This window comes from Streptococcus pneumoniae, from assembly GCF_001457635.1.
GTDB classification, from domain to species: domain Bacteria; phylum Bacillota; class Bacilli; order Lactobacillales; family Streptococcaceae; genus Streptococcus; species Streptococcus pneumoniae.
In genome coordinates, this window is the sequence record NZ_LN831051.1 from 1,223,928 (window position 1) to 1,239,706 (window position 15,779).

Sequence of the window (15,779 nt, forward strand, 5' to 3'; positions counted from 1 at the left end):
ACCTATGGCTCAGTTAACTGTCCAGATCGTGACACCAGATGGTCTCGTCTATGATCACCATGCCAGCTATGTATCGGTTCGAACTCTGGATGGTGAGATGGGGATCTTGCCACGACATGAAAATATGATTGCGGTTTTAGCAGTTGATGAAGTAAAGGTAAAATGTATCGATGATAAAGATCACGTGAACTGGATTGCAGTAAACGGTGGCGTTATTGAAATTGCCAATGATATGATCACAATCGTCGCTGACTCTGCAGAACGTGCTCGTGATATCGATATCAGTCGTGCAGAACGTGCCAAACTTCGTGCAGAACGTGCAATTGAAGAAGCACAAGACAAACATTTGATTGACCAAGAACGTCGTGCTAAGATTGCTTTGCAACGTGCCATTAACCGTATTAATGTCGGAAATAGACTATAAGAAAAAATGAACTTGAAAATACCAAGTTCATTTTTTATGGTGTTTTAAGGAGCAAAACGGATGCAGACTGCTTCGGGAACATGGAAGTCGTTGGAGAGTTCTGCTAGACGACCATTGTCACAATTACGTTTAAAGACAGTTGCATTGTCAGAGTCTTGATGGACAACAATGAGAAATTTTTGGTCGGGTGTCAAATCAAAATCACGTGGAGTCTGACCATGCGTTGGAACGATTTCTAATAACTCTAAGCTACCGTCCGCAAGGATGGTATATACTGCGATAGAATCATGGCCACGGTTAGAAGCGTAGAGGTATTTACCGTCTTTAGAGAGATGAATAGCAGCGGTTCCATTAAAGCCTTCGTAAGCTTCTGGTAAAGTTGAAATAACCTGCATACGTACAAATTCGCCAACGCCATCGTAGATTAAAACTTCGATAGTACTATTGAGTTCACAAATGAGATAAGCGATTTTATAGTGGTTATGGAAAATGATATGGCGTGAGCCTGCTCCTGGCTTGCTGTGATAGGTATAGAGCTTAGATAATTTTCCTTCTTGATCGAGGTCATAGGTGATGACTTGGTCAGTTCCCAAGTCGCAGGTCACTAGATAGTGGTCAGGTGTTAAATCTGTATAGTGAACATGGGGGGAAGCTTGATTTTCATGTGGACCTTGGCCACTGTGTTGATCCATATCACTAAGTAGAAGACTACCATCTTCCTGGCGTTTATAAACAAGGACTTGTCCCTTGTGATAGTTGGCTGCGTAAACCAAATCACGCTTTTCATCGACAGCAACATAACAGTGGGGAGCTCCTTCTTCAACAACATGATTTAACACAGTCCCGTCAGTTTGATAGGCTGCAATTCCCCCCTTATCGTCTTGGCTACCAACAGTGTATAAATGTTGGTGCTGGTCAAAGGCAAGGTAGGTTGGACTTGGCTCAGCTGCAAAAAGTTCTAGATTTGAAAGCTGACCAGTTTCTGTATCAAAGTCTGCCTTGTAAATCCCTTGAGAAGTACGACGTGTATAAGTTCCAAAATAAACAGTTTCTTTCATTACTATACCTCTGTGTAAAGATAAGACTATTATATCACAAAAACAAGTAAATTAAAGATATCCAATTAGATGTAAGCACTTTAAAAAAGAGTTATTTTGTTTCAAAAATGGTATAATGAGAGGACAATAGAAAGGAAGTATTTATGGAGCAAAAAGAGAAACATTTTAGCCTATCTTGGTTTTTCAAGTGGTTTTTAGATAACAAGGCAATTACGGTATTTTTAGTAACCTTATTATTGGGACTGAATCTTTTTATTTTAAGTAAGATTAGTTTTCTATTTTCACCTGTTTTAGACTTTTTAGCAGTTGTGATGTTGCCAGTCATTTTGTCTGGTTTGTTATATTATTTGTTGAATCCTATTGTTGATTGGATGGAGAAGCATAAGGTTAATCGTGTTATAGCTATCACTATTGTCTTTGTTATCATCGCTCTCTTTATCATTTGGGGCTTGGCAGTCGCCATTCCAAATCTGCAACGTCAGGTTTTGACCTTTGCAAGAAACGTTCCTGTTTACTTAGAAGATATAGATAGGATTGTTAATGGATTGGTAGCCCAGCACCTGCCAGATGATTTCAGACCTCAATTAGAGCAAGTTTTGACCAATTTTTCTAGCCAGGCTACAGTTTTGGCAAGTAAGGTTTCATCTCAGGCAGTCAACTGGGTGAGTGCCTTTATTAGCGGAGCTTCTCAAGTGATTGTTGCCTTGATTATCGTTCCTTTCATGCTCTTTTATCTCTTGCGTGATGGGAAAGGCTTGCGTAACTATTTGACCCAATTCATTCCAAGAAAATTGAAGGAACCTGTTGGACAAGTTCTATCAGATGTGAATCAACAGTTGTCCAACTATGTTCGAGGGCAAGTGACAGTGGCTATTATTGTAGCAGTAATGTTTATCATCTTCTTCAAGATTATTGGTCTACGCTATGCGGTTACGCTGGGGGTTACTGCTGGTATTTTAAATCTGGTCCCTTATCTTGGTAGCTTTCTAGCCATGCTTCCTGCCCTAGTATTGGGTTTGATTGCTGGTCCAGTCATGCTTTTGAAAGTAGTGATTGTCTTTATTGTAGAACAAACTATTGAAGGCCGTTTTGTCTCTCCATTGATTTTGGGAAGTCAATTAAACATCCATCCTATTAATGTTCTCTTTGTTTTGTTAACTTCAGGATCTATGTTTGGTATCTGGGGAGTTTTACTTGGTATTCCGGTTTATGCCTCTGCTAAGGTTGTCATTTCAGCCATTTTCGAATGGTATAAGGTAGTCAGTGGTCTATATGAATTAGAGGGTGAGGAAGTCAAGAGTGAACAATAGTCAACAGATGTTACAGGCTTTGGAGGAGCAAGATTTAACTAAGGCTGAGCATTATTTCGCCAAAGCTTTAGAAAATGATTCAAGTGATCTTCTGTATGAGTTGGCAACTTATCTTGAAGGGATTGGTTTCTATCCTCAGGCCAAGGAAATTTACCTGAAAATTGTAGAGGATTTTCCAGAGGTTCATCTTAATCTAGCTGCAATTGCTAGCGAGGATGGTCAAATAGAAGAAGCCTTTACCTATCTTGAGGAAATCCAAGCTGACAGTGACTGGTATGTCTCGTCTTTGGCTCTGAAGGCAGACCTTTACCAGCTGGAAGGTTTGACAGATGTGGCACGTGAGAAATTATTGGAGGCCTTGACCTACTCAGAGGATTCTCTCTTGATATTGGGTTTGGCAGAGTTGGATAGTGAGTTGGAAAATTACCAAGCGGCTATTCAAGCCTATGCCCAGTTAGATAATCGCTCGATTTATGAGCAAACGGGCATTTCCACCTATCAACGAATTGGCTTTGCCTATGCTCAGTTAGGGAAATTTGAAACGGCTACTGAGTTTTTAGAAAAAGCCCTGGAGTTAGAATACGATGACTTAACAGCTTTTGAGTTGGCCAGTCTTTATTTTGATCAAGAAGAATATCAAAAAGCCACCCTCTACTTTAAGCAGCTTGATACCATTTCTCCTGACTTTGAAGGCTATGAGTATGGGTACAGTCAGGCTTTACATAAGGAACATCAAGTTCAAGAAGCCCTGCGTATCGCTAAGCAAGGATTAGAGAAAAATCCCTTTGAAACTCGCCTCTTGCTAGCTGCTTCACAATTTTCTTATGAATTGCATGATGCTAGTGGTGCAGAAAATTATCTCCTTACTGCAAAAGAAGACGCTGAGGATACAGAAGAAATCTTGCTTCGTTTAGCCACTATTTATCTGGAGCAGGAGCGTTATGAGGATATTCTAGACTTGCAGAGTGAGGAGCCAGAAAATCTTTTGACCAAGTGGATGATTGCTCGTTCTTATCAAGAAATGGACGATTTGGATACTGCTTATGAGCATTATCAAGAGTTGACAGGAGATTTGAAGGACAATCCAGAATTTCTGGAACACTATATCTATCTCTTGCGTGAATTGGGACATTTTGAAGAAGCAAAAGTCCATGCTCACACTTACTTAAAACTGGTTCCAGATGATGTGCAAATGCAAGAACTGTTTGAGAGATTGTAAGAATGTTTAAACATATAGAACTGTAGTTTATCTCTTTTGATAGCTACGGTTTTTATTTGTATATGGTAGAATCTTTTTACAAAAATACTTGGTAATCTTGTTTATTCATGCTATAATAGGAACAATTACTTTTAGGAGGTGCAGTATGTCTTATTTATTTGAGATATTACCGAGTTTACTGAATGGTGCGAGCACGACTGTACAGGTCTTTGCACTGGTCTTGCTATTTTCGATTCCCTTGGGCGTTTTGATTGCCTTTGCCTTGCAAGTCCATTGGAAGCCCCTCCATTATCTGATTAACATTTACATCTGGGTTATGCGAGGAACCCCCTTACTCTTGCAACTGATTTTTATCTATTATGTGCTCCCAAGTATTGGGATTCGTTTAGATCGCCTTCCTGCAGCTATTATTGCCTTTGTTCTCAACTATGCAGCTTACTTTGCAGAAATTTTCCGTGGGGGAATTGACACTATTCCAAGAGGACAGTATGAGGCTGCCAAGGTCTTGAAGTTTAGCCCTTTTGACAGAGTGCGCTATATTATCTTGCCCCAAGTGACCAAGATCGTTCTTCCTAGTGTCTTTAATGAAGTTATGAGTTTGGTCAAGGATACTTCTTTGGTCTATGCTCTCGGAATTTCAGACCTTATCTTGGCTAGTCGAACAGCTGCTAACCGCGATGCTAGTCTGGTTCCTATGTTCTTGGCAGGAGCCATTTACTTGATTTTAATTGGGATTGTGACAATTATTTCCAAAAAAGTTGAGAAAAAGTACAGTTATTATAGATAGGGGGCAGCTATGTTAGAATTACGAAATATCAATAAAGTCTTTGGAGACAAACAAATCCTGTCTGATTTCAGTCTAAGTATTCCTGAAAAGCAAATCCTGGCTATCGTTGGACCTTCTGGTGGAGGTAAGACAACTCTTTTACGTATGCTTGCAGGTCTTGAAACCATTGATTCAGGGCAAATCTTTTATAATGGACAACCTTTAGAGCTAGATGAATTGCAGAAGCGCAACCTACTGGGATTTGTCTTCCAAGATTTTCAACTATTTCCTCATCTATCAGTTCTGGAAAATTTGACTTTATCGCCTGTGAAGACCATGGGAATGAAGCAGGAAGAGGCTGAGAAGAAGGCGAGTGGACTCTTGGAACAGTTAGGACTAGGAGGACACGCAGAGGCCTATCCTTTCTCACTATCTGGTGGGCAAAAGCAGCGGGTGGCTTTGGCGCGTGCTATGATGATTGACCCAGAAATCATTGGCTACGATGAACCAACTTCTGCCCTGGATCCAGAATTACGTTTGGAAGTGGAGAAGCTAATCTTGCAAAATAGGGAACTTGGGATGACCCAGATTGTGGTTACCCATGATTTGCAGTTTGCTGAAAATATCGCAGATGTATTATTGAAAGTAGAACCTAAATAGGAGGAAAAATGGATGAAAAAATGGATGCTTGTATTAGTCAGTCTGATGACTGCTTTGTTCTTAGTAGCTTGTGGGAAAAATTCTAGCGAAACTAGTGGAGATAATTGGTCAAAGTACCAGTCTAACAAGTCTATTACTATTGGATTTGATAGTACTTTTGTTCCAATGGGATTTGCTCAGAAAGATGGTTCTTATGCAGGATTTGATATTGATTTAGCTACAGCTGTTTTTGAAAAATACGGAATCACGGTAAATTGGCAACCGATTGATTGGGATTTGAAAGAAGCTGAATTGACAAAAGGAACGATTGATCTGATTTGGAATGGCTATTCCGCTACAGACGAACGCCGTGAAAAGGTGGCTTTCAGTAACTCATATATGAAGAATGAGCAGGTATTGGTTACGAAGAAATCATCTGGTATCACGACTGCAAAGGATATGACTGGAAAGACATTAGGAGCTCAAGCTGGTTCATCTGGTTATGCGGACTTTGAAGCAAATCCAGAAATTTTGAAGAATATTGTCGCTAATAAGGAAGCGAATCAATACCAAACCCTTAATGAAGCCTTGATTGATTTGAAAAACGATCGAATTGATGGTCTATTGATTGACCGTGTCTATGCAAATTATTATTTAGAAGCAGAAGGTGTTTTAAACGATTATAATGTCTTTACAGTTGGACTAGAAACAGAAGCTTTTGCGGTTGGAGCCCGTAAGGAAGATACAAACTTGGTTAAGAAGATAAATGAAGCTTTTTCTAGTCTTTACAAGGACGGCAAGTTCCAAGAAATCAGTCAAAAATGGTTTGGAGAAGATGTAGCAACCAAAGAAGTAAAAGAAGGACAGTAAGATAAAATAGTGGCTGAAACTGCGTTTTGATTAGCAAAACGTAGTTTTTTTGTAATCTAGGAAAACGATAATAGCGATTGAATCTGGATAATTGAATATGGAATAGCCCACTGTGATTTCTAAAACATTGTTAAAAATTGATTTGACTTCCAAAATTAAAATGTTCTGTAATGAAATGCTGATGTAACTGTTTTAGGAACAATAAAACGCATAATATCAAGGTTTTTGCACCTTACATTATGCGTTTTTGTGATTTTAAGACTTGTTAGCTGATTTTTTACAATCCTGCGAAATCTTTGATTTCTTGTGCTGACATTGAAGAGTCGCAACGGACGTTGATTTGTCCATCTGTAATATGAACAAAACCTGGTACAGTTGGGATTCCATAGCGTGAGCGGAATGCTTGCAAATCATTGAGTTGGCTTGGTTCTTCACTATTGATGAAGTAAATGTGAGCTTTGGTTTCAGCTACGACACCTGACAATGTACCTGAAAATTTACGGCAGTAAGGGCAAGTTTTGCGACCGATAAAGAAGGTTGCAGTTTCTTTTTTATCAAGAGCTTCTTGCGCACGCACAACTGTAGTGACTTCAAGGTCTTTGATGTTATCTAAAAATTGTTCCATGAGATTACCTCGCTTTCATTGATAAGTCTAGTATGCCATAAAGTTTCTAAAATTGCTTAGATTTGATACGAAAAAAGATGAGGTTGGTTGGTCTCATCTTTTATAGGTCTTTATTTTACAAATGCATTGATTTCTGCTTCGATGTTAGCAATCTTAGCTTGTGATTCTTCGTTGGTTTCCCCTACAACTGCAATGTAGAACTTGATTTTTGGTTCTGTACCTGAAGGGCGAACGGCAATCCATGAACCGTCAGCAAGTGTGTATTTCAACACATCACTTGGAGGAGTTGTCAAGTTTGTAACAGTACCGTCAGCAACAGTAGCAGTTTGTGCCTTGAAGTCTTCTACGACAGTGATAGCTGTTGCGTTCCATTCTGTTGGAGCATTGTTGCGGAATTTAGCCATAATCGCTTTGATTTGTTCAGCACCATCGACACCTGAAAGAGTAACAGAGATTGTTTTTTCTGCGTAGTAGCCATATTCTTTATAGATTTCTTCGATACCGTCAGCAAGTGTCAAACCACGAGAACGGTAGTAGGCAGCAAGTTCAGCAACGACAAGAACGGCTTGGATGGCATCTTTATCACGTACAAATGGTTTAATCAAGTAACCGAAGCTTTCTTCAAATCCCATCATGTAAGTGTGGTTGTGTTTTTCTTCGAATTCTTGGATTTTTTCAGCGATAAATTTGAAACCTGTCAAGACGTTGAACATAGTTGCGCCGTAGCTTTCAGCAATCTTCGTTACCAAGTCAGTTGAAACGATAGATTTGCAGAGAGCGGCATTTTCAGGAAGAGTTCCAGCGTTTTTGTGAGCTTCCAAGATGTATTTAGCCATGATAGCACCGATTTGGTTACCTGAAAGGTTGAGGTAGCTACCATCTTTTTGAAGAACTTCAACACCAACACGGTCAGCGTCTGGGTCAGTTGCGACAAGAACATCTGCACCAACTTGACGACCAAGTTCTTCAGCAAGGGCAAAGGCTGCTTGGCTTTCTGGGTTTGGAGATGTTACAGTTGAGAAGTCTGGGTCAGCAGTTGCTTGCGCTTCAACAACTTGAACAGAGTCAAATCCTGCTTGGGCAAGAGCACGACGAGCCAACATTTCACCAGTACCATGAAGTGGTGTGTAGACAATCTTCATGTCTTTACCAAATTCTTCAATCAAGGCTGGGTTGATGTTTACGTCCTTAACCTCTTTAAGGTATTCTACGTCAACAGCTTCGCCGATAACTTCAATCAAGCCAGAAGCTTTTTCAGTTTCCACATCAGCAACTTCAACTGCAAATGGGTTTTCGATTGCACGGATATAAGTAGTCAAAGCGTCCGCATCGTGTGGAGGCATTTGTCCACCGTCTTCACCGTAAACCTTGTAACCGTTAAATGGAGCAGGGTTGTGGCTGGCTGTGACCATGATACCTGCGAAACAGTTGAGATGACGAACTGCAAATGATAGTTCTGGAGTTGGACGAAGGCTTTCAAATACGTAAGATTTGATGCCGTGTTTAGCAAGAACTGCCGCAGATTCAAAGGCAAACTCAGGTGAGAAGTGACGGCTATCGTAGGCAATTGCTACACCGCGTTCTTTCTCGTTTCCACCTTTTGACTCAATCAAACGAGCCAATCCTTCAGTAGCTTGGCGAACAACGTAGATGTTGATACGGTTTGTACCAGCACCAACCAAGCCACGCATACCTGCAGTACCAAATTCAAGATTTGTATAGAAGGCATCTTCCTTAGTTTTTTCGTCCATATTTTCCAAATCTTGACGAAGGTAGTCAGGAAGCTCCACAAAATCAACCCATTTCTGGTAATTTTCTTGGTAAGACATTCAAATTCTCCTTTATTTTTAAAACATTTAATCAGTTTGATTATATCATTTTTTTTAGTTTTAGTAAAACCTTATCTGCTTCGAACATCTCTTCAAACCAGGTCAGATTGAATTTTGGGGTTATATGATGTTGAGGTTAGGAAAAATTCGATTTCAGTAAAAAAAGTAAGTCTTCTAATAACAAAACATTGATATAGTTGCTTAGTTTTAAACAAGCATATTATAATAAAGCTATGGCATATAGTACTGATTTTAAACAGCGAGCATTAGATTCCATCAAAGAGGGGCACAGCCATGTCGAGGCAGCCAAGTTTTTTGGTGTTGGCGTCAGAACTCTCTTCACGTGGGAAAAGAAAGATGTGAACAAGGACACATAGAGAGGAAAAAGCGAGTCGTCAAAAACCGAAAGATTCCTTTAGAGGAATTGAAAGCCTTTGTAGAGGCTCATCCAGATGCTTTTTTACGGGAAATTGCGGCACATTTTGATTGTGCTCTGCCCTCCGTATGGGCAGCTTTAAAGTATATTAAGGTCACTTTAAAAAAAGATGACGAGCTTTAAGGAACAAGAGCCAGAGAAAGTCGCTGAGTTTCTTGATATTTTGGATAACCTAAAAGATTTACCAATCGTATATATTGATGAAACAGGAATCGACCGCTACCTCTATCGTCCTTATGCACGGGCTCCTAGAGGGGAGAAAGTCTATGAAAAGATTAGCGGACGTCGTTTTGAGCGAACTTCAATTGTTGCAGGACAAGTAGACGGAGAGTTTATAGCTCCCATGATTTACAAGAAAAGCATGACAAGCGATTTCTTTGTGGAGTGGTTCAAAACGCAACTCCTACCTGCTTTGAAGACACCTCATGTTATTGTCATGGGCAATGCTAGTTTTCATCCCAAGAACATTTTGGATGAACTCTGCATCCAAGATAAACACTTTTTCTTACCTCTACCACCTTATTCACCGGATTTGAATCCTATTGAGCAAGCTTGGGCTATCTTGAAAAAGAAAGTGACGGATTTATTAAGGGAAGTTCCAACTATTTTTGAATGTTTGGAATGCTTTTTTAAAACTAGATGACTATAACGGTTCTAAAGGAACCTATCGAGTAGTCATTAAAACTAAGGATACTGCTGGTTAAGAGAAGACGGTATACAATCAAACCATTCACCGTGTAGCCGAAATCGTTCAGAATGAAGACTTGTATCAGAATGAAGACTTGTATAAGAAAGGTTTGAATGTTGAACTTGCGCACCAACAAATTAAGGGATTTTTTGAAGCAGAATTTAAAAATCGTATTAATGGAGTTCTTAATACTAAAATAAAAAATAGTACATTAAATCGTGTAAATAAAAAAACTATACACCAGAGCAACAAAAACTCCATGATCAATTTGAAGCAGAAGCAACGGAAGATGCTAAAAAACAAGGCGATATTGTGTTGAATGTTGACCAGGATTTCATGAGCATATCTAAGCCTAATAAAAGTGGTTCAGACTGGAAGAAAACTTTCACAGTGAGGACAACCAATAGGCTAGCAAATGACTTGAATAATGTCTTGAAACAGGTTGATAAAGATACTCCTAATACCCCAACTTGGCTAAACTCAGCTGCTTCTAAAGCTAAAGATGATGACAGAGTATATAAACTACTGAAGACTCTTATACCAGGAGAAAATTACCTATCATGTTAAGGATAATCAGCTAGAAGTAGAAACAGATAAATACACATATACTGCCGCTAGAAATGGTAGTAAGGAAGTTGGTATTCAAGAGTCAGATATAGCAGCAACTCTAAGTGCCGATGAATATAATTCTAATCGCCAAACTTTTGAGAGAGAATACAAATACAAAAGCAAATGCCCTTAATAATGGTTGGGCTAGATCTGGTTCTGAAGAGTTCAAAAAGTTCTCCCACTTTGTAGGGGTAGACAAAGGGATTGTGCGAACGAATGTACTGACTGGTAAAAAACTATCTGATAAGATTAGGAAAGAAGTGGGCTCTGGAGATAGCAAACTAGGAAAAGGCGGCTATTTCTCTACTGGGGATGTTCTATTAGGAAAAGATGTTGTTTCTTATACCGTACAAGTATTTTCAGAGAATAATGAAAGAGTAGGAGTAAACACTCAAAGTCACCGTGTTCAGTATAATCTCCCAATTCTAGCTGACTTTTCAGTCATCCAAGATACTGTGGAACCATCACGAACCGTTGTTGAAAAAATCATTCCAAAACTAAATATTCCCGAAGAAGAGAAAGGGAAAATAACCGAAGAAATCAAGAAAAAGAAAAAAACCTCAGAATTGGCAGAACTAATCTTAGAAAATGTGAAAGTTCGCTATGTTGATGAACAAGGGCGTTTGCTATCATTGAAAAATGATACTGGAATTGGAGAAAAAGAAAGTGACGGAACCTACATTACCAATAAAAAACAACTGATTGGTACCAGCTACAATGTCACAGATAAAAAACTCAGTAGCATGACTACTACTGACGGAAAATATTATACTTTTAAAGAAGCAGATACAAATTCTGCAAGTTTAACTGGGAATATTGTAAGCGAAGGTAGAACAGTGACCTTAGTTTATAGAGAAAGCGAAGCGCCAACCACTGCTACAGTAACAGCCAATTACTATAAAGAAGGTAGCCAAGAGAAGTTGGCAGAGTCTGTTATAAAAGCTGATTTAGCGATAGGTTCTGAGTATACCACAGAATCAAAAACTATTGAAGGGAAAACAACAACTGAGGACAAAGAAGACCGAGTTATCACAAGGAAAACAACATACACCTTGGTAGCAACTCCTGCAAATGCGTACCAGAAGACGGTGCAACAGTTGACTATTACTACCGTGAGAATGTTGAGGAAACAGTGGTTCCCAAAACAGCAACCTCTACTGAGACGAAGACTATAACGCGTATCATTCATTACGTTGATAAAGTTACGAACCAAAATGTAAAAGAAGATGTTGTTCAACCTGTAACCTTAAGCCGTACAAAAACTGAGAACAAGGTCACGGGAGTTGTAACCTACGGTGAATGGACAACAGGAAACTGGGACGAGGTTATATCTGGTAAGATTGACAAGTACAAAGATCCAGATATTCCAACAGTTGAATCACAAGAAGTTACGTCAGACTCTAGTGATAAAGAAATAACGGTAAGGTATGACCGTTTATCAACACCAGATAAACCAACTCCAGAAAAACCAGAAATTCCAAGTCCTCAGGAACCAGGTACTCCAGGTGAACCGACTCCAGAAAAACCAATCCCACAACCAAATCCAGAGCATCCAAGTGTTCCGACACCAAACCCAGAACTACCAAATCAAGAGACTCCAACACCAGATAAACCAACTCCAGAACCAGGTACTCCAAAAACTGAAACTCCAGTGAATCCAGACCCAGAAGTTCCGACTTATGAGACAGGTAAGAGAGAGGAATTGCCAAACACAGGTACAGAAGCTAATGCTACCTTGGCTAGTGCTGGTATCATGACCTTGTTAGCTGGTCTAGGATTAGGATTCTTCAAGAAAAAAGAAGATGAAAAATAATAGATTTTAGAATCTAGGAACAAGGAAAAGATCACAGATGTGGGCTTTTTCCTGGTTTTGAGAATGAGGTCTTTCGTGAAGAATAAAAACGCTTACAAGTACGTTGAACTAGGAAACTATGAATCCTATTTTTTTAAAAATATTTCCAGAAATCAGTTGCTAAATAGGGTAAAAATTGATAAAATAAGGAATATCTAAAAAATTTTAAGGAGAATCTAGCAAATGGATTTCACATGGGCACTGAAGTATGCCACTGAATTTTTGGGAACTGCCATTTTGATCATTCTTGGGAATGGTGCAGTTGCCAACGTTGAACTTAAAGGTACGAAAGGTCACCAAAGTGGCTGGATCGTCATCGCTGTTGGTTATGGTATGGGGGTTATGATCCCAGCCTTGATGTTTGGTAACGTATCTGGGAATCACATCAACCCTGCTTTCACTCTAGGGCTTGCAGTTAGCGGTCTTTTCCCTTGGGCACAAGTGGTACCTTACATTATCGCGCAAGTCTTGGGGGCTATCTTTGGCCAAGCCTTAGTTGTGGCAACATACCGTCCATTCTACTTGAAAACTGAAAAACCAAATAACATCTTGGGAACTTTCTCAACTATTTCAAGTATTGACCATGGTACAAAAGAAAGTCGCTATGCAGCAACTGTCAATGGTTTGATTAATGAGTTTGTTGGTTCATTTGTTTTGTTCTTTGCAGCTCTTGGTTTGACTAAAAACTTCTTTGGTGCTGAAGTGCTTCAATTCATGAAACAAAAGGCAATAGAAGCAGGACAAACAGTTGATTTTTCTGACTTGGCTATTAAAGCACAGGTGGCTCCACACACTGCTTCAGGACTTTCTGTGGCTCACTTGGCACTTGGATTCCTCGTTATGGCTTTGGTAACATCACTTGGAGGACCTACAGGACCCGCCTTGAACCCAGCCCGTGACTTGGGACCACGTCTCCTTCATGCTTTCCTTCCAAAATCAGTTCTTGGTGAGCATAAAGGCGATTCAAAATGGTGGTATTCTTGGGTACCAGTAGTAGCACCTATCGCAGCAGCAATTGCGGCAGTAGCTGTATTCAAATTCCTTTATCTCTAAGAAATAGCTCCTTTAACATTTGAGTGAGCACCATCTATAAGTAAGAGAGGATCAGACTGGTTCTCTCTTTTTGATTTTTTAGGGAAATGAAAGAAACTCTAAACAAACTCCTCTCCAGCAGTGGTTTAGAAGTCTCAGTGGGCTATTCCAGCTTCAATGGGCTATAGTAGGTTGCAGTTGAAATAATAGACCCTTGTTTCTAAAACATTGTTAGAAATTGGTTTGAATTCTCCAATCAAATTGTGCAGTTTTCATTCTACTATATATTAATAGTGGGTTGAAGTTGGAATAGTCCTCCCTTCTTTCTCAAACATTGTGAGGAATTGATTTACCTTCCTCAACAAAATGTTCAGTTTCTATTTCATTTTGCTATAAAATAAGCGATTAGGGGGGCTATTCTTCGACCTACATTGACTCTGCTGAGTCCTATGATTGTTATCGTTTTATCTGCAATTTTATACTCAATGAAAATCAAAGGGCAAACTAAGAAGCTAGCCGCAGGTTGTTCAAAACACAGTTTTGAGGTTGTATAGTAGATTGAAACTAGAATAGTACACCTCTACTTCTAAAACATTTTTAGAAATCGATTTGATTGTCCTGATCGATTTGCCCTATTCTTGTTTCATTTTACTATATAAACCAGAGACTGTTTACATTTTCAGCAAGTGAGTGGATGGATAATGCTGAAAACTCCTTGAAGGATAAGTCTATTTAGTACTTTCTATTAGTTAGTTAAATTTTTACCAAGAATAATTCACAAAAACGTTGTAAAACACTTGCAATTTAGCTGAAATTTGATAAAATAGTAAGGAAAGTTAGACTGTATTGCCTACTGTCTATCTATAAAATATATTTTATTGGAGGCTTTTACTCAAATGGCAAAAGAAAAATACGATCGTAGTAAACCACACGTTAACATTGGTACTATCGGACACGTTGACCACGGTAAAACTACCCTAACTGCAGCTATCACAACTGTTTTGGCACGTCGCTTGCCTTCATCAGTTAACCAACCTAAAGACTATGCGTCTATCGATGCTGCTCCAGAAGAACGCGAACGCGGTATCACTATCAACACTGCGCACGTTGAGTACGAAACTGAAAAACGTCACTACGCTCACATCGACGCTCCAGGACACGCGGACTACGTTAAAAATATGATCACTGGTGCTGCTCAAATGGACGGAGCTATCCTTGTAGTAGCTTCAACTGACGGACCAATGCCACAAACTCGTGAGCACATCCTTCTTTCACGTCAGGTTGGTGTTAAACACCTTATCGTCTTCATGAACAAAGTTGACTTGGTTGACGACGAAGAATTGCTTGAATTGGTTGAAATGGAAATCCGTGACCTATTGTCAGAATACGACTTCCCAGGTGACGATCTTCCAGTTATCCAAGGTTCAGCACTTAAAGCTCTTGAAGGTGACTCTAAATACGAAGACATCGTTATGGAATTGATGAACACAGTTGATGAGTATATCCCAGAACCAGAACGTGACACTGACAAACCATTGCTTCTTCCAGTCGAGGACGTATTCTCAATTACTGGACGTGGTACAGTTGCTTCAGGACGTATCGACCGTGGTATCGTTAAAGTCAACGACGAAATCGAAATCGTTGGTATCAAAGAAGAAACTCAAAAAGCAGTTGTTACTGGTGTTGAAATGTTCCGTAAACAACTTGACGAAGGTCTTGCTGGAGATAACGTAGGTGTCCTTCTTCGTGGTGTTCAACGTGATGAAATCGAACGTGGACAAGTTATCGCTAAACCAGGTTCAATCAACCCACACACTAAATTCAAAGGTGAAGTCTACATCCTTACTAAAGAAGAAGGTGGACGTCACACTCCATTCTTCAACAACTACCGTCCACAATTCTACTTCCGTACTACTGACGTTACAGGTTCAATCGAACTTCCAGCAGGTACTGAAATGGTAATGCCTGGTGATAACGTGACAATCGACGTTGAGTTGATTCACCCAATCGCCGTAGAACAAGGTACTACATTCTCTATCCGTGAGGGTGGACGTACTGTTGGTTCAGGTATGGTTACAGAAATCGAAGCTTAATTCGATTTAGTTCCCAGAAGAACAATTATTTAAGTTAGACACTAAAAGAATCTTGCTTGGCAAGGTTCTTTTTTTAGATATTGAACTAATACTCAATGAAAATCAAAGAGCAAACTATAATATATTGAAACTAGAATAGTACACATCTACTTCTAAAACATTGTTAGAAATCGATTTGATTGTCTTGATTGATTTGTCTTGTTCTTATTTCATTTTGTTATAGAAAGTTAGCTGCAGACTGTTCAAAACACTGTTTTTAGGTTGTAGATAGAACTGACGAAGTCAGTAACATCTATACGACAAGGCGAAGCTGACGCGGTTTGAAGAGA

General features: G+C 39.4%; 16 protein-coding genes and 1 pseudogene. 14 read left to right on the plus strand and 3 right to left on the minus strand.

All coding sequences use genetic code 11. The features are described from left to right. The first annotated feature begins 4 nt into the window (after positions 1-4). Positions 5-424, plus strand: coding sequence for a F0F1 ATP synthase subunit epsilon (locus AT689_RS06565; RefSeq protein ID WP_000068039.1), 420 nt, complete (start codon positions 5-7; stop codon positions 422-424). Positions 425-468: 44 nt separating this feature from the next. On the opposite strand, the gene AT689_RS06570 is transcribed toward AT689_RS06565, so the two are convergent. After that, on the minus strand, positions 469-1,482 hold the full coding sequence (locus AT689_RS06570; protein ID WP_000665621.1) for a lactonase family protein: 1,014 nt from the start codon (positions 1,480-1,482) through the stop codon (positions 469-471). A 143-nt stretch (positions 1,483-1,625) separates the two neighbouring features. Here AT689_RS06570 and AT689_RS06575 point away from each other — a divergent pair, with 143 nt between their 5' ends. From AT689_RS06575 to AT689_RS06595, 5 genes are all read left to right on the plus strand, one after another. Next, a complete protein-coding gene (locus AT689_RS06575) occupies positions 1,626-2,792 on the plus strand; it encodes an AI-2E family transporter (protein ID WP_000435455.1) in 1,167 nt (388 codons plus the stop codon). Then, on the plus strand, positions 2,782-4,011 hold the full coding sequence (locus AT689_RS06580; RefSeq protein WP_001065947.1) for a tetratricopeptide repeat protein: 1,230 nt from the start codon (positions 2,782-2,784) through the stop codon (positions 4,009-4,011). Before AT689_RS06575 ends, AT689_RS06580 begins: the two co-directional genes overlap by 11 nt. A gap of 145 nt (positions 4,012-4,156) precedes the next feature. After that, on the plus strand, positions 4,157-4,798 hold the full coding sequence (locus AT689_RS06585) for an amino acid ABC transporter permease (protein ID WP_000120830.1): 642 nt from the start codon (positions 4,157-4,159) through the stop codon (positions 4,796-4,798). 9 nt (positions 4,799-4,807) lie between these two features. After that, on the plus strand, positions 4,808-5,437 hold the full coding sequence (locus tag AT689_RS06590; RefSeq protein ID WP_000891765.1) for an amino acid ABC transporter ATP-binding protein: 630 nt from the start codon (positions 4,808-4,810) through the stop codon (positions 5,435-5,437). 12 nt (positions 5,438-5,449) lie between these two features. Beyond that, positions 5,450-6,286: an amino acid ABC transporter substrate-binding protein gene (locus tag AT689_RS06595; protein ID WP_000759190.1), complete on the plus strand. Its 837-nt coding sequence runs from the start codon at positions 5,450-5,452 to the stop codon at positions 6,284-6,286. Positions 6,287-6,563: 277 nt separating this feature from the next. Here the strand turns inward: AT689_RS06595 and AT689_RS06600 are convergent, their stop codons facing one another. Both AT689_RS06600 and AT689_RS06605 read right to left on the minus strand, forming a co-directional pair. Then, positions 6,564-6,911 (minus strand): thioredoxin, encoded by a 348-nt coding sequence (locus AT689_RS06600; RefSeq protein ID WP_000434652.1) that lies wholly within the window; start codon positions 6,909-6,911, stop codon positions 6,564-6,566. Between the two features lie 110 nt (positions 6,912-7,021). Further along, complete coding sequence (locus AT689_RS06605) at positions 7,022-8,740, minus strand: phospho-sugar mutase (RefSeq protein WP_000121713.1); 1,719 nt, start codon at positions 8,738-8,740, stop codon at positions 7,022-7,024. 265 nt (positions 8,741-9,005) lie between these two features. Here AT689_RS06605 and AT689_RS13450 point away from each other — a divergent pair, with 265 nt between their 5' ends. The 8 genes and pseudogenes from AT689_RS13450 (at position 9,006) to tuf (ending at position 15,450) form a co-directional block, all read left to right on the plus strand. Continuing rightward, positions 9,006-9,299 carry an IS630 transposase-related protein gene (locus tag AT689_RS13450; protein ID WP_230400243.1) on the plus strand — a complete coding sequence of 98 codons (294 nt, stop codon included), beginning with the start codon at positions 9,006-9,008 and terminating at the stop codon, positions 9,297-9,299. A 1-nt stretch (position 9,300) separates the two neighbouring features. Then, a pseudogene (locus tag AT689_RS13455) lies at positions 9,301-9,819 on the plus strand (transposase); the annotation flags it as partial. 121 nt (positions 9,820-9,940) lie between these two features. Beyond that, positions 9,941-10,183, plus strand: coding sequence for a hypothetical protein (locus tag AT689_RS13680; RefSeq protein ID WP_000284543.1), 243 nt, complete (start codon positions 9,941-9,943; stop codon positions 10,181-10,183). Then, positions 10,177-10,431, plus strand: coding sequence for a hypothetical protein (locus AT689_RS06625; protein WP_001833808.1), 255 nt, complete (start codon positions 10,177-10,179; stop codon positions 10,429-10,431). Before AT689_RS13680 ends, AT689_RS06625 begins: the two co-directional genes overlap by 7 nt. Before the next feature lie 110 nt (positions 10,432-10,541). After that, positions 10,542-11,648: a MucBP domain-containing protein gene (locus AT689_RS06630; protein WP_001021420.1), complete on the plus strand. Its 1,107-nt coding sequence runs from the start codon at positions 10,542-10,544 to the stop codon at positions 11,646-11,648. Next, positions 11,606-12,286: a mucin-binding protein gene (locus AT689_RS06635; RefSeq protein WP_000248973.1), complete on the plus strand. Its 681-nt coding sequence runs from the start codon at positions 11,606-11,608 to the stop codon at positions 12,284-12,286. The genes AT689_RS06630 and AT689_RS06635 overlap by 43 nt, the downstream gene beginning before the upstream one ends. Before the next feature lie 222 nt (positions 12,287-12,508). Next, entirely contained in the window at positions 12,509-13,378 is an 870-nt protein-coding gene (gene gla, locus AT689_RS06640; RefSeq protein WP_000348122.1) for an aquaglyceroporin Gla, read from the plus strand. An 875-nt stretch (positions 13,379-14,253) separates the two neighbouring features. Next, positions 14,254-15,450, plus strand: coding sequence for an elongation factor Tu (gene tuf / locus AT689_RS06645; protein WP_001040724.1), 1,197 nt, complete (start codon positions 14,254-14,256; stop codon positions 15,448-15,450). Positions 15,451-15,779 lie beyond the last annotated feature (329 nt).

Coding starts and splice junctions, on each gene's coding strand:
- AT689_RS06565 (WP_000068039.1), top strand. CDS start 5: ATGGCTCAGTTAACTGTCCAGATCGTGACACCAGATGGTCTCGTCTAT.
- AT689_RS06570 (WP_000665621.1), bottom strand. CDS start 1,482: ATGAAAGAAACTGTTTATTTTGGAACTTATACACGTCGTACTTCTCAA.
- AT689_RS06575 (WP_000435455.1), top strand. CDS start 1,626: ATGGAGCAAAAAGAGAAACATTTTAGCCTATCTTGGTTTTTCAAGTGG.
- AT689_RS06585 (WP_000120830.1), top strand. CDS start 4,157: ATGTCTTATTTATTTGAGATATTACCGAGTTTACTGAATGGTGCGAGC.
- AT689_RS06590 (WP_000891765.1), top strand. CDS start 4,808: ATGTTAGAATTACGAAATATCAATAAAGTCTTTGGAGACAAACAAATC.
- AT689_RS06595 (WP_000759190.1), top strand. CDS start 5,450: ATGAAAAAATGGATGCTTGTATTAGTCAGTCTGATGACTGCTTTGTTC.
- AT689_RS06600 (WP_000434652.1), bottom strand. CDS start 6,911: ATGGAACAATTTTTAGATAACATCAAAGACCTTGAAGTCACTACAGTT.
- AT689_RS06605 (WP_000121713.1), bottom strand. CDS start 8,740: ATGTCTTACCAAGAAAATTACCAGAAATGGGTTGATTTTGTGGAGCTT.
- AT689_RS06630 (WP_001021420.1), top strand. CDS start 10,542: ATGAATATAATTCTAATCGCCAAACTTTTGAGAGAGAATACAAATACA.
- gla (WP_000348122.1), top strand. CDS start 12,509: ATGGATTTCACATGGGCACTGAAGTATGCCACTGAATTTTTGGGAACT.
- tuf (WP_001040724.1), top strand. CDS start 14,254: ATGGCAAAAGAAAAATACGATCGTAGTAAACCACACGTTAACATTGGT.